General features: G+C 69.2%; 27 protein-coding genes. 15 read left to right on the top strand and 12 right to left on the bottom strand.

Features of this window, described 5'->3' with window-relative positions; translation table 11 throughout:
* Positions 1–6 precede the first annotated feature (6 nt).
* The 3 genes from QSK25_RS16385 to QSK25_RS16395 all read right to left on the bottom strand — a co-directional run bounded on the left by QSK25_RS16385 (position 7) and on the right by QSK25_RS16395 (position 1746).
* Complete coding sequence (locus QSK25_RS16385) at positions 7–492, bottom strand: hypothetical protein (RefSeq protein ID WP_285639192.1); 486 nt, start codon at positions 490–492, stop codon at positions 7–9.
* 89 nt (positions 493–581) lie between these two features.
* The gene (locus QSK25_RS16390; RefSeq protein WP_285639193.1) at positions 582–791 is read right to left on the bottom strand and encodes a hypothetical protein; all 210 of its coding nucleotides are present in this window, start codon (positions 789–791) and stop codon (positions 582–584) included.
* 49 nt (positions 792–840) lie between these two features.
* Entirely contained in the window at positions 841–1746 is a 906-nt protein-coding gene (locus QSK25_RS16395; RefSeq protein WP_285639194.1) for a nucleoside hydrolase, read from the bottom strand.
* A 294-nt stretch (positions 1747–2040) separates the two neighbouring features.
* Between QSK25_RS16395 and QSK25_RS16400 the strand changes: the two genes are divergently transcribed.
* The 6 genes from QSK25_RS16400 to QSK25_RS16425 all read left to right on the top strand — a co-directional run bounded on the left by QSK25_RS16400 (position 2041) and on the right by QSK25_RS16425 (position 5696).
* Positions 2041–2280: a hypothetical protein gene (locus tag QSK25_RS16400; RefSeq protein ID WP_285639198.1), complete on the top strand. Its 240-nt coding sequence runs from the start codon at positions 2041–2043 to the stop codon at positions 2278–2280.
* 278 nt (positions 2281–2558) lie between these two features.
* Positions 2559–3605 carry a Gfo/Idh/MocA family protein gene (locus tag QSK25_RS16405; protein WP_285639199.1) on the top strand — a complete coding sequence of 349 codons (1047 nt, stop codon included), beginning with the start codon at positions 2559–2561 and terminating at the stop codon, positions 3603–3605.
* 36 nt (positions 3606–3641) lie between these two features.
* Positions 3642–4157 (top strand): hypothetical protein, encoded by a 516-nt coding sequence (locus QSK25_RS16410; RefSeq protein ID WP_285639200.1) that lies wholly within the window; start codon positions 3642–3644, stop codon positions 4155–4157.
* 169 nt (positions 4158–4326) lie between these two features.
* On the top strand, positions 4327–4530 hold the full coding sequence (locus tag QSK25_RS16415) for a cold-shock protein (RefSeq protein ID WP_285639201.1): 204 nt from the start codon (positions 4327–4329) through the stop codon (positions 4528–4530).
* 84 nt (positions 4531–4614) lie between these two features.
* A complete protein-coding gene (locus QSK25_RS16420) occupies positions 4615–5187 on the top strand; it encodes a P-loop NTPase family protein (RefSeq protein ID WP_285639202.1) in 573 nt (190 codons plus the stop codon).
* Complete coding sequence (locus QSK25_RS16425; RefSeq protein ID WP_285639203.1) at positions 5184–5696, top strand: Rossmann-fold NAD(P)-binding domain-containing protein; 513 nt, start codon at positions 5184–5186, stop codon at positions 5694–5696. The genes QSK25_RS16420 and QSK25_RS16425 overlap by 4 nt, the downstream gene beginning before the upstream one ends.
* Before the next feature lie 4 nt (positions 5697–5700).
* Here QSK25_RS16425 and QSK25_RS16430 read toward each other — a convergent pair whose 3' ends face one another.
* Complete coding sequence (locus tag QSK25_RS16430; RefSeq protein ID WP_285639205.1) at positions 5701–6168, bottom strand: hypothetical protein; 468 nt, start codon at positions 6166–6168, stop codon at positions 5701–5703.
* A 121-nt stretch (positions 6169–6289) separates the two neighbouring features.
* Between QSK25_RS16430 and QSK25_RS16435 the strand changes: the two genes are divergently transcribed.
* Complete coding sequence (locus QSK25_RS16435) at positions 6290–6880, top strand: DUF4328 domain-containing protein (RefSeq protein ID WP_285639207.1); 591 nt, start codon at positions 6290–6292, stop codon at positions 6878–6880.
* Here the strand turns inward: QSK25_RS16435 and QSK25_RS16440 are convergent.
* The 5 genes from QSK25_RS16440 to QSK25_RS16460 form a co-directional block, all read right to left on the bottom strand.
* Positions 6843–7418 (bottom strand): TetR/AcrR family transcriptional regulator, encoded by a 576-nt coding sequence (locus QSK25_RS16440; RefSeq protein WP_285639208.1) that lies wholly within the window; start codon positions 7416–7418, stop codon positions 6843–6845. The genes QSK25_RS16435 and QSK25_RS16440 overlap by 38 nt on opposite strands.
* Positions 7415–9289, bottom strand: coding sequence for a YhgE/Pip domain-containing protein (locus QSK25_RS16445; RefSeq protein WP_285639209.1), 1875 nt, complete (start codon positions 9287–9289; stop codon positions 7415–7417). Before QSK25_RS16445 ends, QSK25_RS16440 begins: the two co-directional genes overlap by 4 nt.
* Positions 9286–9915 (bottom strand): ATP-binding cassette domain-containing protein, encoded by a 630-nt coding sequence (locus QSK25_RS16450; protein ID WP_285639210.1) that lies wholly within the window; start codon positions 9913–9915, stop codon positions 9286–9288. Before QSK25_RS16450 ends, QSK25_RS16445 begins: the two co-directional genes overlap by 4 nt.
* A 78-nt stretch (positions 9916–9993) precedes the next feature.
* Entirely contained in the window at positions 9994–10914 is a 921-nt protein-coding gene (locus QSK25_RS16455; RefSeq protein WP_285639211.1) for a GNAT family N-acetyltransferase, read from the bottom strand.
* An 11-nt stretch (positions 10915–10925) separates the two neighbouring features.
* Positions 10926–11759 carry a class I SAM-dependent methyltransferase gene (locus QSK25_RS16460; protein WP_285639214.1) on the bottom strand — a complete coding sequence of 278 codons (834 nt, stop codon included), beginning with the start codon at positions 11757–11759 and terminating at the stop codon, positions 10926–10928.
* A gap of 179 nt (positions 11760–11938) precedes the next feature.
* Here QSK25_RS16460 and rpsA point away from each other — a divergent pair, with 179 nt between their 5' ends.
* From rpsA to coaE, 3 genes are all read left to right on the top strand, one after another.
* On the top strand, positions 11939–13429 hold the full coding sequence (rpsA, locus tag QSK25_RS16465; RefSeq protein ID WP_285639404.1) for a 30S ribosomal protein S1: 1491 nt from the start codon (positions 11939–11941) through the stop codon (positions 13427–13429).
* Between the two features lie 329 nt (positions 13430–13758).
* A complete protein-coding gene (locus QSK25_RS16470) occupies positions 13759–14376 on the top strand; it encodes a hypothetical protein (protein ID WP_285639216.1) in 618 nt (205 codons plus the stop codon).
* Between the two features lie 49 nt (positions 14377–14425).
* Positions 14426–15577 (top strand): dephospho-CoA kinase, encoded by a 1152-nt coding sequence (coaE, locus tag QSK25_RS16475; RefSeq protein ID WP_285639218.1) that lies wholly within the window; start codon positions 14426–14428, stop codon positions 15575–15577.
* Here coaE and QSK25_RS16480 read toward each other — a convergent pair.
* Positions 15553–16071, bottom strand: coding sequence for a hypothetical protein (locus QSK25_RS16480; protein WP_285639220.1), 519 nt, complete (start codon positions 16069–16071; stop codon positions 15553–15555). The genes coaE and QSK25_RS16480 overlap by 25 nt on opposite strands.
* Positions 16072–16159: 88 nt before the next feature.
* Positions 16160–16669 (bottom strand): ribonuclease FAU-1 family protein, encoded by a 510-nt coding sequence (locus QSK25_RS16485; RefSeq protein ID WP_285639222.1) that lies wholly within the window; start codon positions 16667–16669, stop codon positions 16160–16162.
* A 50-nt stretch (positions 16670–16719) separates the two neighbouring features.
* Between QSK25_RS16485 and QSK25_RS16490 the strand changes: the two genes are divergently transcribed.
* The 5 genes from QSK25_RS16490 to QSK25_RS16510 all read left to right on the top strand — a co-directional run bounded on the left by QSK25_RS16490 (position 16720) and on the right by QSK25_RS16510 (position 21920).
* Positions 16720–17823 carry a DUF5685 family protein gene (locus tag QSK25_RS16490; protein ID WP_285639224.1) on the top strand — a complete coding sequence of 368 codons (1104 nt, stop codon included), beginning with the start codon at positions 16720–16722 and terminating at the stop codon, positions 17821–17823.
* A 55-nt stretch (positions 17824–17878) separates the two neighbouring features.
* Entirely contained in the window at positions 17879–20041 is a 2163-nt protein-coding gene (gene uvrB / locus QSK25_RS16495; RefSeq protein WP_285639225.1) for an excinuclease ABC subunit UvrB, read from the top strand.
* Between the two features lie 277 nt (positions 20042–20318).
* The gene (locus QSK25_RS16500) at positions 20319–20975 is read left to right on the top strand and encodes a DUF6193 family natural product biosynthesis protein (RefSeq protein WP_285639226.1); all 657 of its coding nucleotides are present in this window, start codon (positions 20319–20321) and stop codon (positions 20973–20975) included.
* A gap of 160 nt (positions 20976–21135) precedes the next feature.
* The gene (locus QSK25_RS16505; RefSeq protein WP_285639227.1) at positions 21136–21567 is read left to right on the top strand and encodes a MarR family winged helix-turn-helix transcriptional regulator; all 432 of its coding nucleotides are present in this window, start codon (positions 21136–21138) and stop codon (positions 21565–21567) included.
* A gap of 8 nt (positions 21568–21575) precedes the next feature.
* The gene (locus QSK25_RS16510; RefSeq protein ID WP_285639228.1) at positions 21576–21920 is read left to right on the top strand and encodes an MmcQ/YjbR family DNA-binding protein; all 345 of its coding nucleotides are present in this window, start codon (positions 21576–21578) and stop codon (positions 21918–21920) included.
* On the opposite strand, the gene QSK25_RS16515 is transcribed toward QSK25_RS16510, so the two are convergent.
* Positions 21917–22297: a VOC family protein gene (locus QSK25_RS16515; RefSeq protein ID WP_285639230.1), complete on the bottom strand. Its 381-nt coding sequence runs from the start codon at positions 22295–22297 to the stop codon at positions 21917–21919. The two genes, QSK25_RS16510 and QSK25_RS16515, sit on opposite strands and share 4 nt — an antisense overlap.
* Positions 22298–22338 lie beyond the last annotated feature (41 nt).

Genomic DNA, 22338 nt, shown 5'->3' on the forward strand with positions numbered 1-22338 from the left:
TTCAGGTCAGCACTTGGCCATCATCTCGAACAGGGACTTCATGACCGCTTCCTGGTCCTGGGCCATGCCCGCGTCCCGCACCGCGCGGGAGGCCTCGCGGCACGCCTCCATGGTCTTGGCCGAGTTCTCGGCCTTGACCTTGTCCTCGACGGCCTTCGCGGAGACGGCCTCGGCGTCCGTGACCTTCTGCTTGAGGGTCGTGAGCTCGCCGTCCTTGTTCTCGAGCTGCTCGGTCAGCGCCGCCTTGTCACCCTTCTCGACGAAGTACAGCGCGCCGAACGCCCCGGCCGCGCCCAGCAGCAGCACGGCGACGATCGCGAGCACGACGACACCCGTCCTGCTCTGCTTCGGAGCGGGCGGCACCGGGGCCGGGACGAACTCGGGCTGAGGCGGCGTGAGGTCCGGCGTGACGACCTCGTAGCCGGGCAGCACGGCGGTGTCCGGCTGGACGGGTGCGTGGTCGGAGGCAGGGTTCAGCGCAGGGTTGGTCATGACAAATCTCCCCCAGAGAAAATTCACTCGTTCGGACCTTCCATCGCTGGGGGCGATCCGTCGTTACGTGAGCCGCCTCACGGTGTCGATCACCAGCAGGCGGTGCGCATTTCGCGCAGGGCCACCACCGTCTTCTCGGCGTCGTTCTTCCAGCGTTCGTGCGTGAACACCTGCTGCTTCTTCGTCAGGTCGGCGGTCTCGCGCTCGTGGTTCTCCGCCTGCTCGGACATCGCCGAGGCCTTCTCGACGTAGAGCACGCTGACCGTGGTGGCCGCGCCGAGCAGCAGTACCGCGAGCACGACCAGCGCGATGACGCCAGGCCGTTCATCGGTGGACCGGCCCGCGTGGTCACGTGAGGCGCCTCACGGCGTCGAGCACGAGGTCGAAGAACCCGTCCACGTCGAGACCGACGGCCACGCGGGCGTTCGGTGCGCGGCCCAGCCTGCCGTGCAGGTCGACCACCGTCGCACCGCGCGTGAACGTGCCGGTCGTCTCGATCCCCACGAACGCCTCGACGCACGTGACCAGCGCCGGGTCGATCACCCGCGCCACCGCCACCGGGTCGTGCAGCGGCGGCGCGGCGAACCCGAACACGTCGCGGTAGGTGGTGGCGAAGAACGTCATCAGGTCGCCGCAGATCCGGCCGAGCGGGCCGAGGGCGTTCAACTGCGTCACGATCTCCGGTGTCACCAGTGCCTGGTGCGTCACGTTCAGCCCGATCATCGTGATCGGCACGCCGCTCGCGAACACGATCGCGGCGGCCTCCGGGTCGACGTAGATGTTGAACTCGGCGTACGGGGTGGTGTTGCCTCGTTCGGTCGAGCCGCCCATGAGCACGATCTCGCGCACGGCCGAGGGCCCGTGGCGGAGCAGGTACAGGGCCACGTTCGTCAACGCCCCGGTCGCCACGAGCGTCGCCGGCATGTGCGCGTGCATCAGGTCGATCGCGTGCTCGGGGACCACGCCGACGGTCACCTCGCCGAACGCCGGACCGTCCATTCCGGACTCGCCGTGGATGTCCTCGGCCACGTGGAGGGGACGCACCAACGGTTGTGCGCTGCCCCGGGCGATCGGCACCGAGATCCCGGCGGCCGTGCAGAGCCGCTGGGCGTTGGAGGTGACCTTGTCCAGGGTCTGGTTCGCGGCCACGGTGGTGATCGCCCGCAGGTCGATCTCGGGTGAGCCGGCCGCGAGCAGGATCGCGATCGCGTCGTCGTGGCCGGGGTCGCAGTCGAGCACCACAGGAGTCGGCATGGGGCTCATCCTCGTTCATGAAACGACCGAAAACGTTTACCCCGAACCCTTGACGAGGTCGGGGCGGGATCGTGGGCCGAGCGGCCCACTTCGACCTGCTCAACTGGTGGTCGGCAGCGTTCCCGAGATGGTCTGCGCGCACGGCCGGTTGCTCTTCTGCAGCGACGAGAACGGCAAACGGCACGAAGACGGCTATCGCTGCGACCAGAACCCGTTCGAACCCGATGTGTCCATTGAGGACGACATGTCGGTGCACGGCGTGCACGCCAACCCGAGCAGGGGGCGAAGCTCTCGGTGCACCGGCTGTTCGAGGAATGCGAGGACGTCCCGCTCGAGTACGACCGGGACGGGCACGGTGGCGCCGACCAACGCATGGGTGACGCGCGCTACGGTCCGCCCAGGCAAGGGGACCCGTTGGGACGCAGGGCAACGCATCACGACGGCACGCTCTCGCTGCTGACCGGGTTCGCCGCCAACCGCAGCTTCGAGACCGGGGAACCGGTCCGCGTCGTCGACGTCCCGGATCTCAGCTGAGCAGGCGGTGCCCGGCGCCCTCTTAGCGGTCGCGGTGCTGCCGGCGCCATTGCCCGTTCGGGTGGCTGCGTTGGCCGCTTCGGCCGCCGCGGTGCCCGGATGCTGTCGCAAACGTGTCTTCGTTGGCGCGGTGCATTGAAATTCGCGGCACCTCGGCTGATGCTGATGGCCGCGTTGGTGGTCGCCGGTGTGCTGGTGTGGGCCCTGCCTCCGCTGGCGCTGGCGATCGGCGGACCGCTCGCGCCCGCGGCGCAGCACGCCCGAGAAGGGTGAGAGCGATGCGGGTAGCGCTGGTGGGCGCTCGGGGACACGGGGCGCGGCACGTGGAGAACCTCGTCCGGCTCGGGCACGACGGGCTGGCGACGTTCGTGGGCGTGGTCGACGTGGCGGACGTGGACGTGCCGGTGCCGTCCTACCCGGACCTGCCGTCGCTCGCGGCCGAACTGCACCCGGAGGTCGTCGTGGTCTCCTCGCCGCCCGCGACGCACCGCGATCTGGTGCTCGAGGCGTTCGAACTCGGCTGCGACGTGCTGGTCGAGAAGCCGGCCGTGTTGTCGGTGCACGACTTCGAGGAGATCTCGTCGGTCGCGCGCGAACGCGGTCTGGTGTGCCAGGTCGGGTTCCAGACGCAGGGCACGGGCTCGTACCGGCGTCTCTGCTCGTTGATCGGTTCCGGCGCGTTGGGTGACATCACCGGTATCGGTGCCGCAGGCCGTTGGGTGCGCACGGACGCTTACTACGAACGGTCCGAGTGGGCCGGGCGGCAGGGCGACGACGGGACGCTCGTGAACCCGTTCGCGCACGCCCTGCAGAACGCGCTGCTGCTCGCCGACGTCGAGGAGCGAGCCGACATCGCTGTCGAGCTGGAGCTCTACCGATGCCGCGACACGATCACCGCGGACGACACGGCCTGTGTGCGCATCACGGCCGATGACGCGCCTCCGGTCGTGGTCGCCACGACGCTCTGCGCCACGACATCGTTGCCACCGGTCGTGCTGGTGCACGGAACGCTCGGACAGGCCGTGTGGTGGTACGACGACGACAGGCTGACGGTCAACGACCACCGCATGGCCACACCGCCGTCCGTCGATCTCCTGGAGAACCTGGTCCGGCACCGGCAGAACGGCGAACCGCTGGTCGCGCCCCTGGCCGCCGCCAGGGCGTTCACGACGGTCGCCGAGCAGTGCGGCAAGGCGGACGTGCCGCTGCTGCCCGCCCGCCGCGTCGGCGACCGGGTGGTGCTCGACGGCATCGACGAGGTCGTCGTGCGGGCCGCCGAGAAGATCGCCACCTTCGCGGAGCTGGGCTGCGGTTTCGGGCGGTAGGGTGCCGCGCAGAACGCCGCGTCGGGGAGACTTGCGTTGAGCACCTACATCGACTTGAAGGACGTCCGGATCACCGGGTACGTCTCCATGGGCCTGATCGCGCTGGTCGCCGCCGAGTCGGTGTGGGGCACGGTCAACGACTGGCAGGGCGGCTCCTCGTCGTGGAGCTTCCTCGCGATCATGATGGTGATCCCGGCGGGCGTCGCGTTCTTCGTCTGGTTCCGCGGGGTCACCCACAACGCCGAGGCGATCGCACTGCACGGCGTGCGGAGCGTGCCGCAGGTGTGGAAGGCGAGCGATCCGGCGCAGCGCGACGTGCCGTTCGACCAGCGCGTGGCGAGCCCGCTGATCAGGCCCTGGCAGTACACCTTCCTCGCGATGGTGCTCGCCGACGTCTTCGAGTCGTTGCTCCTCGACACCCCCGCCTACGTGGTGTTTTCGACGCTGTCGACCCTCTGCGCGCTCGGCGCGGCCGGGCTGGCGTGCTACCTCGTCCTCCGGATCTCGCTCATGCAGCAGCGGTTCGCGGTACCCCAGAACAAGCGTCGCTGAACTGGGGTATACTTCGGTGTTGGTTGCGGTTTTGTGTTCGTGTATTCCACGCTCGCCGAACTTCAGTTGCGAGCGCTTCTCCTCCTTCGCGGTTGGGGCAGGCTCATGACCAACCACGGAGCGGCCGCACAGTGCGGCTCGTTCTTCAGTACGCAAGGAGAAGCAGTACATGGCTAACGGCACCGTCAAGTGGTTCAACGCCGAAAAGGGCTTCGGCTTCATCGCCCCCGAGGACGGCGGCGCTGACGTCTTCGTCCACTACTCGGCCCTCAACGGCAGCGGCTACCGCAGCCTCGAGGAGAACCAGCGCGTCACGTTCGACATCACGCAGGGCCAGAAGGGCCCGCAGGCGACGAACGTCAACGCTCTCTGACGTTGGTTTTTCGAAACGCGGGGTCTCCTTCGGGAGGCCCCGCGTTTCTGTTGTGATCATTGGGTTTCCCACTAGCCTGGCCCGATGCCGTTGCTCGGACCAGTTGATCCGCTGCCGCACGTGCCCCGGCGCGTCCTCGTCGCGGGCAACGCCGGGTCCGGCAAGTCGACGCTGTGCGGGCGCATCGCCTCGGCCCTGGACCTGAGGTGCGTCGAGCTCGACTCGCTGTACTGGGGTCCACAGTGGACGCCCCGGCCGGAGTTCCTGCCCGAGGTCCTGGCGTTCACGGCCGAGGACCACTGGGTGACGGAGTACCAGTACAAGGCCGCCCGGCCGGCTCTCCTGACGCGCGCGGACACCGTCGTGTGGCTCGACCACCGGTTCCCCGTCGTGATGGGCCGGCTGGTGGCTCGCACGATCAGACGTCGCGCGGGCAGGGTGGAGTTGTGGAACGGTAACCAGGAATCGCCGCTGCGGTCGGTGTTCACGGACTCCGGGCACATCCTGCGGTGGGGTTGGAAGAGCTACTGGCGCAGCCGGGCGAGGGTGCTCGCCCTGGTCGACGAGGTCGTGGTCGTGCGGTTGCGCGGGCAGGGGCAGGTGGAGCGGTGGCTCTCTGGGCCGCTCGCCACGGTCGGACAGGAGCGTGCGCGGTGAGAACGGCTCTGGTGCTCGGCGGGACAGGCATGCTGGCCGGCTGCGTCTCGCAGCTGGTGGCCCGGGGCTGGCGGGTGGTGCTGCCGTGCCGGACGCAGCCGCTGATGGCCGACGACGGTCCCGGACGTGCCGCGCGGGCGTCGCTCTCGCGGGGACACCGGCCGACCTGGGTGCGGGCCGACTGGGCGGAGCCGTCCAAGCTCGCGACCGAGGTCGGCTACGAGCTCGAAGGCCACCGGGTGAACCTGCTGGTGGCGTGGGTGCACGACAGCTACCGCGTCGGTGTCCTCAACGCCGTGCGGCACCTTCTCGCCGAAGGTGCGCCGGTGGTGGAGGTGCACACTTCAGGGCCCGTGCCGGATCCGGTGCTGCCGCACCCGACGCAGCAGGTCCTGCTCGCCCACTTCGCCCACGACGCGACGCAACGCACGAACCGCGCGGTGCTGGAGGCCGTCGACCGGGCGTTGGAGGGACGGGCGCCCTCGCTGCACCACGAGGACGCCCGCTGAGGCGCTAGGGCTTCTCGATCTTCGCCCGGCCGATCTCGGCCTGGACCTTGATGCCCGCCGCCACGTTCACGAGCTGCCGCACGACCACGTCCTCGTTGCGGATGTCGGCGACCTTCTGCTTGGTCTTCGTGACGAACTCGAACTCCGCCACCTCCGGCGCCTCGATCTCGGCGACCTTCTGGAAGTCCTTGCTGAGGTCCAGCACCACCTCGGCGCCGTCGAGCACCACCAGCTGGTAGTCCGACGGCAGCTCGGAGGCGAAGCCCTTCTGGAACGTGCCGGCGACCTTGATGCCGTCGGTTGTCTCCTCGAAGTCGAGGACGCCGTCGACCGGGGTGAAGACCGCCTCCCGGAAGTCGGCGGTGGCCTTCGCGGGCGTGGCGGCCGGGGGCTCCGGATCGGCCAGTGCGGGGGAGGCCGTGAGGGCGGCGGTCGCGAGCAGGACGGTGGCGATGCTCAGCAGTTTCGGCATGTCTTCGTTCGTACCTGCGGGCATTTGCGCTCGCTCGGTCAAACCCGTCGCTCGATCGGGCGGTGGCCGGGTACGCTCCGCGCCGACGTCGGGGGACGTGCGTTTTTCTGGGGGAACTTCCATGAGCTCTGTTGTCAGGCCCGCGCACGCCGTGGGTGTGGTGGCGACGGCCGCGATCGCGTTCGCGGTGGGCGTCGAGACCATCGAGGCCGTGATGGCGTGGGCGCTGGTCTCCGCGCAGGTCGACGAGGTCACCTACTGGGTCTCGTTGCTCGTGCACGTCGTGGCGGGCATCGCGTTCGTCGTCTGGATGAACCAGGCGCGGTTCAACGCCGACACCATCACGTCGAAGCACCAGGCCCGCTGGACGAACATGTGGGTGTTCGTGGGCTGGATCATCCCGGTCGCGAACCTGTTCATCCCGTACGCGGTCATGCAGGACGTCTGGCGCGGGTCCGACCGCACGCAGCCGATGGTGGGGCTGCGGCAACGGCCGCTGAGCGGCCTCGTCCGGGCCTGGTGGCTCTGCTGGATCGGCTCGAACGTGCTCGCCACGGTGTCGTGGCGGAGCGCGCCGCAGGACGTGGCCCTGCTGATCACGATCTCGACGTCGCTGTCGATCGCGGCCGCGGTCCTCGTCGCCCGGATGATCCGGGTCGTCAACGAGATGCAGGTCAGCGTGCCGAGCGCATACCCCGCACCAGCAGCATGACCGAGTCGCGCACCTCGGCCCGCGAGCGTTCCGGCTGGAACACCTGCCAGTCCAGGGCGATCACGAGCAGGGTGCCGAACAACGCCGCCGACGCGGTGCCGACCTCCACGCCTTCCGGCAGGCGGCCCGCGTCGGACAGGCGCTTCATCTGACCGCGCACGATCGAGACGATGTCGTCGCGCAGCAACGAGAGGGTGCCGTGCCATTGACCCGGCGTGCGCCACAGCTCCGAGACGAGGAGCTGGCCGAACGCCGGGTACTCGGCCCAGAAGCCGAGCATCTCGTCGACCAGCGCCTCCAGCGAGTCCTCGGAGCCCTCCGCGGACCGCAGCCGGCCCGCGAGGATCTCCACGCCGTGGTGCAGCAGCGCTTCGACCAGGGCGTCCTTCGAGGCGAAGTTGTAGTAGATCGTGCCCTTGGCGACGCCCGCCTCCGCGGCGATCTCGTCGACCGTCACCGAGGCCGCGCCCCGTTCGCCGACCAGCTTCAGCGCCGCGTCGAAGAGCTTCTGCTTCGTCGCCGTCGTCCGCGCGCTCACAGCACGAGCTCCGGCTTCAGCTTGGACGCTGTCCACACGCGCTGCTTGTAGGCCGCCACGGACGTCAAGGCTAGGGCTCCGACCAGCCAGGCGAGAAGGATCAGCGCGTCCTTTCCGACGCTGCCCAGGTCACCGCCGTACATGAGGTGGCGCAGACCGTCGACCGCGTACCCCATCGGCAGGCCGTAGTGCAGCGGGTACAGCGGCACCGGGATCGTCTGCCACGGGAACGTGCCACCCGCGCTGACCAGCTGCAGGATCAGCAGGATCAGGCCCAGGAACTTGCCGACCGCGCCGAACGCGGCGTTCAGCGCGTGCAGGATCGCCACGAACGTGAGGGACATCAGCGCGAGGAAGCCGAACGTGCCGAGGGGGTTCGACGGCTCGATGTCGACCACGAACCGCACGACCGTGAACATCACGAGCACCTGCACGATGCCGAGGAGCGCACCGGGCAACCAACCGCCCAACGCGACCCGCAGCGCGGACTGACCCGCGGCGAGCGCACGGCGTGAGAGCGGGCGCAGCAGCAGGAAGAGCACGAACGCGCCGATCCACGTCGCGAGGCCCAGGAAGAACGGGGCGAGGCCCGCGCCGTACGTGGCGGCCTTCGTCTGGGACAGGCCGCGCACCGCCACCGGGTCACCGATGGCCTGCGCGATCGCGGCGCGCGTCGGGTCGTCCTGGTTCGGGATCTTGTCGACGCCACCGGACAGGCCGGTGCTGAGGTCGGCGGCACCGGTCGCGAGTTGCGCGGCACCGTCCTTGAGCTGCGGCGTCGCGGTCGCGACCTGCTGCAGCCCGGTGTTCACCGCCGTGGCGCCGTCGTCCAGCTTGACGACACCGGCGGCCAGGCCCGGCATCTTCGCCGACAGCTGCTCGGCGCCGTCCGCGACCTGGTCCGCGCCGGTCGCGAGCTTGCGCAGGTCGCCGGCCGCGCCCTGGACCTTGGCGTTGGCGTCGTCCACGGGCTTGCGCACCTGCCCGAGCGTGGTCATGACGTTCTGCACCTGCTCCTCGGTGAAGCCGAGGGCGCGCAGCCGGGTGGCGAGGTCGCCGCCAAACTGGTCGAGTCCGCCGACGAGGTCCTGGGCCTTCTTCGCGTACGTCTCGGCCTCGGTGGCGGCGGTCTCGTTGCCGGTAGCGACCTGGCGGGCGCCGTCGGCGAGCTTCTTCGTGGCGTCGGGCAGCTGCGCGGTCTGCGTCCGCAGCTCGTGCAGGCCGTTGCTCAGCTGGGTCGCGCCGGGGGCGAGCTTCTGCACGCCGGTGTCGAGCTCGGTGATCTTGTCGCGCAGCGTCGCGTTGCCGTCCGCGAGCTTCTTCGCGCCGTCGGCGGCCTTGGTGGTCTCCTGGCGGATCGTGGAGAAGCCGAGCAGCAGCTTGTCCGCGGCCTCGGTGGAGACCTTCGCGGTGACGGCCCGGCGGACCTCGTTCACGACCTGGTTCGCGATCGTGGAGCCGAGGTAGTTGTTGGCGTCGTTGGTGGTCAGGGTCAGCACGCCCTGGCGCGGCCTGTTCTGCTCGGCGGACGTGAGCGCCTCGGAGAAGTCCTCCGGCAGCGTCAGGGCGAAGATGAACTCGCCCTTGCGCACGCCCTCGTCGGCGTCGTCGACGACCTTCCAGTTGAACTTCTTGCCGTTGAGCAACTCGTCGGCGACGTCCTTGCCGGCGTTGAGGTCCTTGGCGCCCTTGTCCTTCACGACCAGCGCGGCGGGCACGTTGTTGAGGTTCGCGTACGGGTCCTTGTTGGCGTACAGGTAGAGCGACGCGTACAGCAGGGGCACCAGCGCCAGGGCCAGGACGGCGAGCTTGGGGAGCTTGCCGGAGGTGATCCGGCGCAGTTCGTTGAAGGCCATGCGAAGGGCGCTCATGCGGTGATCTCCATCTTGGTGTCGTTGTCCTCACCAAGGCGCGCGTGCGGGAGGTCGAGGATGTGAGCGGAGGAGTTCGAGCACAGGACGACGACGGACCGTTCGGGGGTCACGTGGTCGTGGGCCAGTGCGAACCACTCGCGCGGGTTCGGGTGGTAGCGGTCCGGGCAGTCGAGGATCAACGCCGTGACGCCGGGGCGGGCGGCGGCGAGTTCGAGCATCACCGCGCACCGGGTCTGCGCCGGGACGTGCTCGAAGCGCTTGTCCGCGTGCTCGTCGGCGGCGTGCTCGACCAGCCAGTCGTGCACCGCCTTCTTGCCGGACGGCATGCGGTTCATCGCGAGCTCCTCGCCGACGACGGCCGCGAGCGTCAGCGACTCCTCCGGCTCGTTCACCTCGGGGGCGTCGACCAGGACGACGTGCTTGCGCAGCGCCTTCGCGTCCGGTGACACCGTGCCGGTCGAGGGCTTCATGCGGCCGGAGAGGAGGAGGGCCAGCGCCGTGTGGCCGGCGCCCGGTTCGCCCGCGACCAGCGTGAGCTCGCCGGGCTTCACGGTCAGCGAAGTCGGCCGGAGCAGGGGACCATGGCCCCCGTTGACGCCTGCGCGACTTGCGTGGATCTCCACGGCTTTACCTTCCTTTTAAACTGACCGGTCAGTACAAATTCTCCCGCAGACCTCTGCCACTGGCAACTCGGACATAGGTCACCTAAGGGCGGTGGCGGGGCGTACTTCCCAGACGGTCCACAGCGGCCGGTAGCCCTGACGGGGCCAGAAGACGCTGCTCAGCGGGTTCGGCGGGTTGTAGTAGAGGTACGTGCCGACCGTGCCCATGCGGTGAAGCTCCTGGTGGGCGTAGGCGAGGAGCTGCTGGCCGACCCCGGTGCCGCGGGCACCCGGCAGCACGGAGACGCAGTTCACATAGCCCCAGCGGCCCCTCGGCAGGCGGGCGGCCGCGGCCGTGCCAGGTTCGGAGGAGACGATCGCGCACTCGGCCAGCGCCACCGCGATGCCGTCGCGTTCGGCGAGCCAGATCGGGCTGGCGTTCTTCAGGCGTTCGGCGAGGGCGCGGCGCTTCACGATCGCCGCGTTCGGCCGCACGATCGTGGAACCGACGTAGGAGGAGTACTCCAGTTCGGCGAGGGACAGCTCCAGCACGGTGTCGAGGTCGTGCGGGGTCGCGCGGCGGATGGTGAGCGTGCGCGACACGTGCTGTGCGGGCGTGCGCAGGCGCACGGCGAGCACGGACAGCGGCACCAGGCCGTGGTCGAGGAACGCCCGGGCGGCCTTGGTGTCGCGGCTCGGCCAGTGCACGACGCACGCCGTGTCCTCGCCGGCCTCCTGGGTGTCGAGGTGCCGCCGGAAGCGTGTGAGCAGGGCGTCCATCCCCTGCGCGGCGCCGACCAGCGGCAGCATCTCCCAGACCTCGGCGGCCGACCACAGCCGCGTGGTCGAGTGCGGTTCGAAGCTCTGGTGGCTGATGACCCCGGCCACGCGCGTGCCGTCCGCCAGCGCCGCCGTGATGACGTGGCCGTCGGGCGGCAGTTCGGTGGCGGGCGGCAGCAACGGGTCCAGCGCGGAGAACCGGGCTGACTGGGCCGCCACCAGTCCGCGTGCCGAGGTCATGGCACGTGAGATTACGACGTCAGGCGTGTGCGGAAGATCGCGGTGCCGGGGAAGAGCTTGCCGCGCAGCGGGCTCCACTGGCCCCAGTTGCGGGTGTGCCCCTTCGGCCACTCCGGTTCGACCAGGTCCTCGACGACGAAACCGGTGGTCGTCAGCGCCCGGACGTAGTCGCCGAGCGTGCGGTGGTGCTCCACGTACGTGGCGTGGCCGTCGTCGTCCACCTCCACGTAGGGCGTGCGGTCGAAGTACGACTGCGTGACGGTGAGCCCCATCGGGCCGGGGTCGTCCGGGAAGATCCACCTCATCGGGTGGTTCACCGAGAACACCCAGGGGGCGCCGGGCCGCAGCACGCGGGCCAGTTCGCTGAAGACCTCCTGGACGTCCGCGACGAACGGCACGGCGCCGAACGCGCTGCACGCGGCGTCGAAGGAGTCGGTGCGGAACGGCAGCTGGTCGGCGCTGGCCTGCACGAGCGGGACGTCGATGCCGGTCTCCGCGTTGTACGTGCGCGCGTGGCGGAGCATGCCGGCGGAGATGTCGAACGCCGTGACGTCGGCCTTGTTGTCCTTGAGCCACCGCGCGCACGGGGCGCTGCCACAGCCGACCTCGAGGATGCGCCGACCAGCGACTTCGCCGAGGAACCTGACGTCTTGTTCTTTGACGCCCTCCGGGCACCACACGAAGTCGGCCGCGCCGAGGAAGTCACCGTGCGTCTGGTGGTAGTCGTCGGCGTCCGCGTCCCACCAGATCCGGTTCGCCACGCGCGACTCCGCGGCGTCCGCCCCGCGCTTCACGATCCCGGCGGTGCCGAGCGCTCGTTCCGCGCTCGCGTGCTGGTTGGACACACTGCTCCTTCACATGGGGGCTGGTTTGCTTGCGCGTCTCGCGGCCGCGTACGATATCGCGTGCGTAGTGGGTTAGTGCTGCCCATGATCCAAGACCGCCGGATTCCAGGTCGCTGCGACGCTGCGCGCGCACCACTACCAAGCCATCAATGCCAATCCGTACCGGAGCCACCTACCTAATGTCCACCGACACCACCACCGCCCCCGTTGCCGCTGCGCCCAAGCAGGTCGCGATCAACGACATCGGGACGGAGGAGGACTTCCTCGCAGCTATCGACAAGACGATCAAGTACTTCAACGACGGCGACATCGTTGAGGGCACGATCGTCAAGGTCGACCGGGACGAGGTCCTGCTCGACATCGGCTACAAGACCGAGGGCGTCATCCCCTCGCGCGAACTGTCGATCAAGCACGACGTCGACCCCAACGAGGTTGTCTCCGTCGGTGACGAGGTCGAGGCACTTGTTCTCCAGAAGGAGGACAAGGAAGGCCGCCTGATCCTCTCCAAGAAGCGCGCCCAGTACGAGCGCGCGTGGGGCACCATCGAGGCCCTCAAGGAGAAGGACGAGCCCGTCAAGGGCACCGTCATCGAGGTCGTCAAGGGTGGTCTCATCCTCGACATCGGCCTGCGCGGCTTCCTCCCCGCCTCCCTCGTCGAGATGCGTCGCGTCCGCGACCTGCAGCCGTACGTCGGCCGCGAGCTCGAGGCCAAGATCATCGAGCTGGACAAGAACCGCAACAACGTGGTCCTGTCCCGCCGCGCGTGGCTCGAGCAGACCCAGTCCGAGGTCCGCAGCGAGTTCCTCAACCAGCTGCAGAAGGGCCAGGTCCGCAAGGGCGTCGTGTCCTCGATCGTCAACTTCGGTGCCTTCGTGGACCTGGGTGGCGTCGACGGTCTCGTCCACGTCTCGGAGCTGTCCTGGAAGCACATCGACCACCCGTCCGAGGTTGTCGAGGTCGGCCAGGAAGTCACCGTCGAGGTCCTCGACGTCGACATGGAGCGCGAGCGCGTCTCCCTGTCGCTGAAGGCCACGCAGGAAGACCCGTGGCGCCAGTTCGCCCGCACCCACGCGATCGGCCAGATCGTGCCGGGCAAGGTCACGAAGCTGGTTCCGTTCGGTGCGTTCGTCCGCGTGGACGAGGGCATCGAGGGCCTGGTCCACATCTCCGAGCTGGCCGAGCGCCACGTCGAGATCCCGGAGCAGGTCGTGCAGGTCGGCGACGACGTCATGGTCAAGGTCATCGACATCGACCTGGACCGCCGCCGCATCTCGCTGTCGCTCAAGCAGGCCAACGAGGGCTTCACGGTCGACACCGAGTTCGACCCGACCCAGTACGGCATGGCCGCCGAGTACGACGACCAGGGCAACTACATCTACCCCGAGGGCTTCGACCCGGAGACCCAGGAGTGGCAGGACGGCTTCGACAAGCAGCGTGAGGAGTGGGAGCGCCAGTACGCCGAGGCGCACACTCGTTACGAGGCCCACATGAAGCAGATCCGCAAGGCCGCCGAGGCCGAGGAAGAGGCTTCGGCCGAGGGTGCGGGCAACTACACCTCCGGTGGCGACGCGCCTTCCACGTCCGTCGGTGCGCCGGCCCAGTCCGGTGGCACGCTGGCCTCCGACGAGCAGCTCGCGGCTCTCCGCGAGAAGCTGTCGGGCGGCATGTGAGCCTCGGGCTCTAGCTAGACCCCGCTTTTCAGAGGCCCCCGCACTTCGGTGCGGGGGCCTCTGGCGTTTCGTCGGGGTTCCCCGGTTGCGGGCGGCCTGGTGCGGTTGCGTGCTTCCCGCGGGGCTCTGCCCCGCCTGGCTCTGTCTCCGTTCCACGCCGTCTCCGTTCCACCCCGCCTTCCCATCCACGGAACCCCCGCCCCACCCGTTCCCCGGTCGCCTCCCGTGGCCCCTTCGAAGCCCTTGTCCGCCGTCCCGCTCGCACGCCGCAGGTCCACCCGTTCACTCTGTGGTGGAGGCCCAACCTCGTTGTGTAGGTTGACAAACCTATGCGTGGGAACAAGTTCTTCGTGGTGCTGGGCGCGGTGGCGCTGACCTTCTGCGCGGCCTGCTCCACCGCTGCGCCGCAGACGCAGGCGCCGCCGCCGCAGATTCCTCGGATCACGCCTCCCACCACACCCTCGCGGGTGCCGTTGATGGTGGACCGGGCGTTGCCGGACGACTGCGAGCTCGTCGTGCCCGTCGAGGTCATGAACGCCACGCTGGGGACGGAGTTGCCCGGGGAGCCCCGGATCATCATCGGCATCAAGGAGCCGGGGATCGGGCGGACCGGCAAGGTCGACTGCTACTACGGCATTCCCGAGAAGAAGGGGTTGCCGGACGCCAAGATCGTCATCGGGTTGTCGACCTACACGGACGACCTGACGGCGCGCACTCGTGTCGCGGAGAGCGTCGAGGCCGAGCGCGGCGAGGGGGCGAAGATCACCGAGGTCGACGTCGGCAAGCAGAAGGGGACGTTGATCGAGGGCAAGGACGAGCAGATGTTGATCGGGTCGCTCGGCAAGTCGACGTTCGTCGTGCGCAACCGCAACAACTTCATCCCCAAGGAGAAGCTCGTCGCGGTGTTGCCGGTGCTGGCGCAGCAGTCCATGACGCCGCCCGTCTAGCGGTCGTGTCCACAGCGGACGAGGTCGTGGCCCGGCTAACCTGACCGGCATGCTGAGGGTGGGGTTGACCGGGGGAATCGGGTCCGGCAAGTCGACGGTCGCGCGGCTGCTCGCGGAGAACGGCGCCGTCGTCATCGACGCGGACAAGCTCGCGCGGGAGGTGCTCGAGCCGGGCAGTGACGGGCTCGCGGAGGTCGTCGAGGCGTTCGGTGAGGACGTGCTGAACGCTGACGGCACGCTCGACCGGGCGGCGTTGGCGGCCAAGGCGTTCGCCACGGAGGAGGCCCGGCAGACGCTCAACGGGATCACGCATCCCCGGATCGGCGCGCTCACCGGGCAGCGGATGGCCGAGGCGCCCGCGGACGCCGTCGTCCTGCACGACATCCCGTTGCTCGTCGAACGCGACATGGCGGCCGTGTACCACCTGGTCATCGTCGTCTACGCGGACGAGGAGACGCGGCTCGAGCGGCTCGTCGGCAGCCGCGGCATGGACCGGCAGGACGCCCGGAACCGCATCGCCGCGCAGGCCACCGACGAGCAGCGCCGGGCCGTCGCGGACGTGTGGCTGGACAACAGCGGGGAGGTCCCGGACGTCACGGCGTTGTGGGATCGCCTGGTGGGCTTCGAGAAGAACGTGCGCACGCACACGTACGCCTCGGGGTCGCCGATCGTGGTGCCCTACGACGAACGGTGGCCCGCGCAGGCCCGGCGCATCGCCCGCCGGATCAGCCTCGCCGCCGGTGGACGGCACGTGGAGCACATCGGGTCCACGTCCGTGCCGGGACTCGCGGCCAAGGACTTGCTCGACTTCCAGCTCGCCGTGGAGGACATGGAGACCGCCGACGGCCTCCGGGAAGCGTTGGCGCAGGCCGGTTTCCCGTACGTCGGGCCGCTGGAGGACACCCCGCGCAGCGAGGGCGGCGACTGGAGCAAGCGCGTGCACGCGAGCGCGGATCCGGGCCGGCGGGTGAACCTGCACCTGCGCGTCCAGGACGGGCCGGGCTGGCGGTGGGCGGTCGACTTCCGGGACTGGCTGCGGCACGACGCGCAGGCGCGCGAGGAGTACGCGGCGCTCAAGTCGGAGCTGTCCCAGCGGTTCGCGGCCGACTCCACCGGGTTCGCGTACGGCGACGCGAAGGAACCGTGGATGGAGCAGGCCGCCAGGAGGGTCCTGGCCTACAGGGGCGGCCAGGAGTCGTAGATGCCGTGCCACGTCAGCCACGACGTCAGGTTGTGGTTGACGTTGCTCAGCTCTTCGAGGGTGCGGTGGACCGTGCGCAACGCCTGGTCGGCGTCACCGGGGCGGAGCACGCGGCCCGCGACGGCGGCGGCGAAGTCCTCGCTGCGGACGATGCGGGCCACCGTGCCGCCGGGGACGGCGAGACCCAGCAGCAGATCCGTCGTCTGCCAGTGGCGGTGGTCGCGCTCGACGCGGACCGCCGACAGCACGCTCGGGCTGCTGCGGGCGTGCCGCGAACGCGGGCGGTGAGTGGTCAGCCGCACGCCCAGTTCGGGCATGAGCCAGGTGACCTCGGAGTCCGAGAACGGGTCTTCCGGAGTGGGATGCTCGATTCGCAGACCCCACCGTTCGACGTTGCACGAACTGAGCGTTCGCGAGCCACCGGACGAATACGCGCGCACGCCCGAAATGGTGTCGACGACATCGACCAACTGAGGTGTAGTGACCGCTCCCACGCCGCCGAGCGTAGTCAAATATGTGCTCCCAGTTACACGCCGGGTCGATTCGTTACGTCACGGTCAGATGACAACCACACTCTGTGTATCAACGCCAGGAGGTAGGACAACCCGAAGAGGTGAGCCACCTGACCACATCGTGACCGTGCGCTGAAATGCCGGACACCGCCGAGTAGGTGGTCTCCAGAGCCCATTGCGCGCGTTCCGGAGACAGCAGGTCGTGCTGAACTGCGGAGATCAACTCGTCCGTGTCCAAAACAGTCACGCTGCGGCCCGTCCGGACTATCAGGTCGAGGTACAGATCGGTTGTTTTCCAGACACTTCCGATCGCGTTGATCTCCACGACGTCGACGTAGAAGTCGAAGTCGAGCTGGTGGCCGGGGTGCCACGACTGCCGCGTCACGCGCAGGTTCAGCTTGGGCAGGAACCAGCTCTCGAAGTGGCTGATCTTGGGGTGGCCCGCGAGGGGCCGGAACATGTAGAGGCCGGTCGGCGTGAGCCGGAACTCGTCGACGCTCCTCAGTTGCCCCTTGGGATCGGTGTTGCTCTTGGCGTCCAGGTCGAAGTACTCGATCTTCGGCGGATGGATGTGTGCCACGTCAGCGATACTGCCATCGCGGAGGCCCGCGGCCACTTAGGATGCCGCGCATGTTCGGGATCATCCGCCCCTGCCGCAACAGAATGGGCGCTGAGCTGCGGTCCGCGTGGCTCTCTCACCTCTGCGGAATGTGCCTGTCGTTGCGCGACGAGCACGGTCACCTCTCGCGTCTCGTCACCAACTACGACGGGCTGATGATCTCGGCGGCGGTGGAGGCGCAGTCCGTCGTGTCGCGACGGACCGCGGGGCCGTGTGCGTTGCGCGGCATGAAGTCCGCGGACGTGGCCATCGGGGACGGGGCACGGCTCGCGGCGTCGGTGTCGCTGGTGCTGGCTTCGCTCAAGATCCAGGACCACGTGGACGACGGCGACGGGCTCGCCGGGCGGCTCGGGTGGGCCGGGCGCGCGGTGGCGCAGCGGTGGGCTTCGAAGGGGCTCGGGACGGCGTCCGACCTGGGGTTCGACGCGTCGGTGATGGTGGACGCGGTGCGGCGTCAGCCCGAGGTCGAGGCGGGCGCCGGGCTCGGCAGCTCCGTGCTGGTGGTGACCGAACCGACGGAGACCGCGACCGCGTTCGCCGTGGGGCAGACCGCGATCCTCGCCGGCAGGCCCGGCAACGTGGAGCCGTTGCGCGAGGTCGGACGGCTGTTCGGCCGGGTGGCGCACCTGATCGACGCGGCGGAGGACCTGGAGGAGGACCAGGCGGCGGGCGCGTGGAACCCGTTGCTCGCGACCGGGACGTCCGTCGAGGAGGCGCACCGGCTCTGCCTGGACGCTGTCGCGGGGATCCGGCTCGCGTTGAAGGACGTGGAGTTCACCGACGCGCGGCTCGTGCACAAGTTGCTGGTGCACGAGCTGGAGGAGTCGGTGGTGCGCGTGTTCGGCAAGCGGCAGCGCCACCAGTACCCGCCGGACAAGCGCCGGTGGTCCGACCCCGGCAGCGGTCTGTGGGCGTACCCGAGGCTGAACTGGCAGCGGCAGCCGCGCGGGTGCTTCGAGGGCTGCGGGGCGTTCCTCTACATGTGCGGGACGTGCCAGTTCTGCTGCCGCGACCCGTTCCCGGGGCCGTGGAGCGACAAGCGGCGCGACGGGTGCGATGGCGGCGACTGCGGCCCGAACTGCGACTGCGACTGCAACTGCTGCCCCTGCGATTAGGCCTCTGAGCAGGCGTAATCGGAAATTGTCAGACCTCCGGCGTAACGTGCTTCCCGTGGCTTTCGCAACCGAGCTCCCGCCAGAGGAAAGCACCGTCAAGGCGCACTCCGAACACCGTCCCGTCGGCGACATCGTCCGCACCGACGGGCAGTTCCGCGTGGTCAGCGAGTACCAGCCCGCGGGTGACCAGCCCGCGGCCATCGCCGACCTCGAACGGCGGGTGCGCGCCGGCGAGCGCGACGTCGTGCTGCTCGGTGCCACCGGTACGGGCAAGTCGGCGACGACGGCGTGGCTGGTCGAGAAGCTGCAACGCCCCACGCTGGTGATGGCGCCGAACAAGACGCTGGCCGCGCAGCTGGCGAACGAGCTGAAGGAGCTCTTCCCGCACAACGCGGTGGAGTACTTCGTCAGCTACTACGACTACTACCAGCCCGAGGCGTACATCCCGCAGACGGACACGTACATCGAGAAGGACTCCTCGATCAACGAGGACGTCGAGCGGCTGCGCCACTCCGCCACGATGTCGCTGCTGACCCGGCGCGACGTCATCGTGGTCGCCTCGGTGTCGTGCATCTACGGCCTCGGCACGCCCCAGTCGTACCTCGACCGCTCGATCCCGCTGGAGACGGGCGTGGAGGTCGACCGCGACGCGTTCCTGCGCCTGCTGGTCGACGTGCAGTACACCCGCAACGACATGTCGTTCACCCGTGGCTCGTTCCGGGTGCGCGGTGACACGGTGGAGATCATCCCGTCCTACGAGGAGCTCGCGGTGCGCGTCGAGTTCTTCGGCGACGAGATCGACAAGCTCTACTACCTGCACCCGCTGACCGGTGACGTGGTGAAGGAGGTCAAGGACCTCCGCATCTTCCCGGCGACCCACTACGTGGCGGGCCCGGAGCGCATGGAACGCGCCATCCGCGACATCGAGGCCGAGCTGGAGTCGACGCTCGCCCAGATGGAACGCCAGGGCAAGCTGCTGGAGGCCCAGCGACTGCGCATGCGCACCCAGTACGACCTGGAGATGATGAAGCAGGTCGGCTTCTGCAACGGCATCGAGAACTACTCGCGCCACATCGACGGCCGCGGCGCCGGCACCGCGCCGGCCACGCTGCTCGACTACTTCCCCGACGACTTCCTGATGGTCATCGACGAGTCGCACGTGACGGTCCCGCAGATCGGCGGCATGTACGAGGGCGACGCCTCCCGCAAGCGCAACCTCGTGGAGCACGGCTTCCGCCTGCCGTCCGCCCTCGACAACCGCCCGCTGACGTGGGAGGAGTTCGCCGACCGGATCGGCCAGGTCGTCTACCTCTCCGCCACCCCGGGCCCGTACGAGATGGGCCAGGCGGGCGGCGAGTTCGTCGAGCAGGTCATCCGCCCCACCGGCCTGATCGACCCCGAGGTCGTCGTGAAGCCGACCGAGGGCCAGATCGACGACCTGGTGCACTCGATCCGCGAGCGCGCCGAGCGGGACGAACGGGTCCTGGTCACCACCCTGACCAAGAAGATGGCCGAAGACCTCACCGACTACCTGCTCGAACTGGGCATCCGAGTCCGCTACCTGCACTCCGAGGTCGACACCCTGCGCCGCGTCGAGCTGCTCCGCCAGCTCCGCCTCGGCGAGTTCGACGTGCTGATCGGCATCAACCTCCTCCGCGAGGGCCTCGACCTCCCCGAGGTCTCCCTGGTGGCGATCCTCGACGCCGACAAGGAGGGCTTCCTCCGCTCCGGCACCTCCCTGGTCCAGACGATCGGCCGCGCCGCCCGAAACGTCTCCGGCGAGGTCCACATGTACGCGGACAAGATCACCGACTCGATGCGGCACGCCATCGACGAGACCAACCGCCGCCGCGCCAAGCAACAGGCCTACAACGCCGAGCGGGGCATCGACCCCCAGCCGCTCCGCAAGAAGATCACCGACATCCTCGAGGCCGTCTACTCCGAGGTCGAGGACGAGGTTCCGGTGGGCGGCTCCGGCCGCAACGCCTCGCGCGGCAAGCGAGCCACCGGAGAAGGCGGCCGCTCCTCCGGCGTCGTGGCGTCGCACGAACGAGCAGGCATGGCCCGCTCCGAACTGGCCGATCTGGTGCAGTCGCTGACCGACCAGATGATGAACGCGGCCCGCGACCTCCAGTTCGAACTGGCCGCCCGCCTGCGGGACGAGATCCAGGACCTCAAGAAGGAGCTCCGCGGCATGGACGCCGCCGGCGTCAAATAACGCCACCCGCTGTTCTGGGGGACGGCCGCTCAACCGGCCGTCCCCCAGAACAACTGTCGCGCACCAGGTCCCGGCCTCCCGGCAGCGTGAGGCGATCCAGCACCTGGTTGGCGCTGCCGGCGCGCAGCAACCCCGCTTCTGGTCGCGTCTTCGAGCCGGGTCAGGGCACCTGAGTGCTTTCCGCTTCACCGTCACGCCGGCCTCGACGCGGCGCTGGATCTGTTCGCGTTGGTGCAGTGCCGATCCAGCCCGCTGGACCGCGCGTAGTTTCGAAAGCATGGCGGAGTCGCAGTATCAGGCCCTGGTCGCCGCGGGTGGCTTGGCAGCAGTGCTCCGAGAGGCGTGCCCAGGTAGCGACATCGACCTGCGGGACGCCCCAGGGGCGTTCGGCGGCCGGGTGGCCACGGTGAGCGAAGGCGGCCGCGCCGTGTACGTGATGCCGCAGGGCGGGCAGCCCCGCTTCTCCGTGCGGCACGTCCTGAACGGGACGTATCTGAGCCACGTGGCCACGACCGAGCTGGCCGAGGTCACCGGCTGCGCGGCTGCCTGGCTGGGCGGAGCCACCCCGAGGGAACTGGCCGCCGCCTGGCCGTTCGCTGATTTCGTCGACGTCGCCGACGCCTACGAGAGCGGGGACCGGATCGAGTTCGCCTGGCAGCTCAAGCGAGCGGACAGGACGCACGGCCTGCACGAGTTCGTCGAGGCGGCGATGCGGGAGCCGAGGCTTCGGCGGCTCCACCCGTTCACATCGCACTGGTGGATGTCGTTCCGGGTAGCGCCGCGTGAGCACCGGCTGGGCGGCCCGTGGGTCCGCGCTGTCGGCGGTGGGAGGTTCTCGGTGACCGAAGCCAGAAAGCCTCATCACGACGGCCACGACGCGGCCGAGGCGGTGCGTGCGTGCGTCGCCGAGCTGGACCGGCTCGGCGTTCGGTAGTCCACAGTGGAACCGGCACGAGTGCGGTGGGTTAGATCGGTGGATGCGGTGCGTAATCCTGGCGCCACATAACGATTGGCGCGGCCGCCGTAAATCGCCCTCTGGGGTGAGATGTGCGCTGACTGCTTTCGTCAGCGCTCAATGCGGCCATGATCTCGGGGTGGATGTGGACTCCCACCTCGCTGCGGTGGAGCAGGCGTTGGTCGCTGTGCGGCGCAGTCAGTCTCGTCGGGCACTGGCGGAGTTGGCCGTTCCGGCGTTCGACGTGCTCGACGTCGTCGAGGCGGCCGAACGGAGCGGGGCTCAGGCCACCGTTTCCAGTGTCGCGCTGGCGTTGCACGTCGATCAGCCCCGGGCCAGCAAGCTCGTCACCAGTGCGGTCGACGCCGGGCTGGTGTCGCGGGTGGCCGACAAGGCGGACGGGCGGCGGGTGTTGCTCGTGCGGACGGCCAGGGGGCGCGCTACTTCCGCTGAGCTGCACCGGGCGCGGCAGAACGCCTGTGCGGTGGCGATGGCGGACTGGAGCGAGGAGGAGCGGGGCGAGTTCGCTCGGTTGTTCACCCGCTTCGTGGCCGTGTTCGGTGGGCGATAATCGTTGCTGTGACACTGGATGAGTTGATCGTCTACTGCGCCGGCAAGCCTGGTGCGGAGGAGACGTATCCGTGGGGTGAGGCCGAGTTGGTGTGCAAGGTCGGAGGGAAGGCGTTCGCCTTCATCGGGCTCGACGTGCACACGGTCGGGCTCAAGTGCGGCGTCGACGCCGAGGCCGCCGCGGTGTGGCGGGAGCGCTTTCCCGGCGACGTGACCATCAGCGGGTACGTCGGGCGGTACGGGTGGAACACCGTGGCGCTCAAGGGAGCTGTGCCCGACGACGACCTGCTCGAGCTCGTGGACGCCTCTTACGAGGCCGTCGTCGCGCGGCTGCCCAAGAGCAGGCGGCCCTAGCGTTCTTCCGGCTGCAGGATGCCGAAGATGTTCTGCTCGGTGTCCTTGTAGTACGCGAGCAGGCCCACGCCCGGCATCTTGTCCTTGGGCAGGGCCACCGTGCCGCCGTTGACCTCGATCGCGGCGATGGTGGCGTCGATGTCCACGACGCTGATGGTCATGACGTAGCCGTGCACCGGGGCGTCCGGCGCCGGGTCGGGGCCGCGGCGGGGGAGCAGGCCGCCGTTGAGGCCGGGCTCGCTGTCGTCGCCGGTGACGATGGTCCAGTAGGGGACGTCGCCCCACCGTTCGATCTTCCAGCCGAAGACCGAGGTGTAGAAGTTCCGCGCCCGATCGGGATCTGCGGCGTGGATCTCGAAGTGCACTGGACGTGACATGGGACGGCAGGCTACTCCGGACAGTGGTTGTCCGCATTGGG

It is taken from the genome of Lentzea sp. NBRC 102530 (assembly GCF_030269365.1).
Taxonomy (GTDB): Bacteria; Actinomycetota; Actinomycetes; order Mycobacteriales; family Pseudonocardiaceae; genus Lentzea.

Bases quoted from the DNA above. Each gene is read 5' to 3' on its own strand.
- QSK25_RS16415 (WP_285639201.1), top strand. From the start codon at position 4,327: ATGGCTAACGGCACCGTCAAGTGGTTCAACGCCGAAAAGGGCTTCGGC.
- QSK25_RS16430 (WP_285639205.1), bottom strand. From the start codon at position 6,168: ATGCCGAAACTGCTGAGCATCGCCACCGTCCTGCTCGCGACCGCCGCC.
- QSK25_RS16420 (WP_285639202.1), top strand. From the start codon at position 4,615: ATGCCGTTGCTCGGACCAGTTGATCCGCTGCCGCACGTGCCCCGGCGC.
- QSK25_RS16470 (WP_285639216.1), top strand. From the start codon at position 13,759: ATGCGTGGGAACAAGTTCTTCGTGGTGCTGGGCGCGGTGGCGCTGACC.
- coaE (WP_285639218.1), top strand. From the start codon at position 14,426: ATGCTGAGGGTGGGGTTGACCGGGGGAATCGGGTCCGGCAAGTCGACG.
- QSK25_RS16445 (WP_285639209.1), bottom strand. From the start codon at position 9,289: ATGAGCGCCCTTCGCATGGCCTTCAACGAACTGCGCCGGATCACCTCC.
- QSK25_RS16455 (WP_285639211.1), bottom strand. From the start codon at position 10,914: ATGACCTCGGCACGCGGACTGGTGGCGGCCCAGTCAGCCCGGTTCTCC.
- rpsA (WP_285639404.1), top strand. From the start codon at position 11,939: ATGTCCACCGACACCACCACCGCCCCCGTTGCCGCTGCGCCCAAGCAG.
- QSK25_RS16435 (WP_285639207.1), top strand. From the start codon at position 6,290: ATGAGCTCTGTTGTCAGGCCCGCGCACGCCGTGGGTGTGGTGGCGACG.
- QSK25_RS16395 (WP_285639194.1), bottom strand. From the start codon at position 1,746: ATGCCGACTCCTGTGGTGCTCGACTGCGACCCCGGCCACGACGACGCG.
- QSK25_RS16500 (WP_285639226.1), top strand. From the start codon at position 20,319: ATGGCGGAGTCGCAGTATCAGGCCCTGGTCGCCGCGGGTGGCTTGGCA.
- QSK25_RS16405 (WP_285639199.1), top strand. From the start codon at position 2,559: ATGCGGGTAGCGCTGGTGGGCGCTCGGGGACACGGGGCGCGGCACGTG.
- QSK25_RS16515 (WP_285639230.1), bottom strand. From the start codon at position 22,297: ATGTCACGTCCAGTGCACTTCGAGATCCACGCCGCAGATCCCGATCGG.
- QSK25_RS16385 (WP_285639192.1), bottom strand. From the start codon at position 492: ATGACCAACCCTGCGCTGAACCCTGCCTCCGACCACGCACCCGTCCAG.
- QSK25_RS16490 (WP_285639224.1), top strand. From the start codon at position 16,720: ATGTTCGGGATCATCCGCCCCTGCCGCAACAGAATGGGCGCTGAGCTG.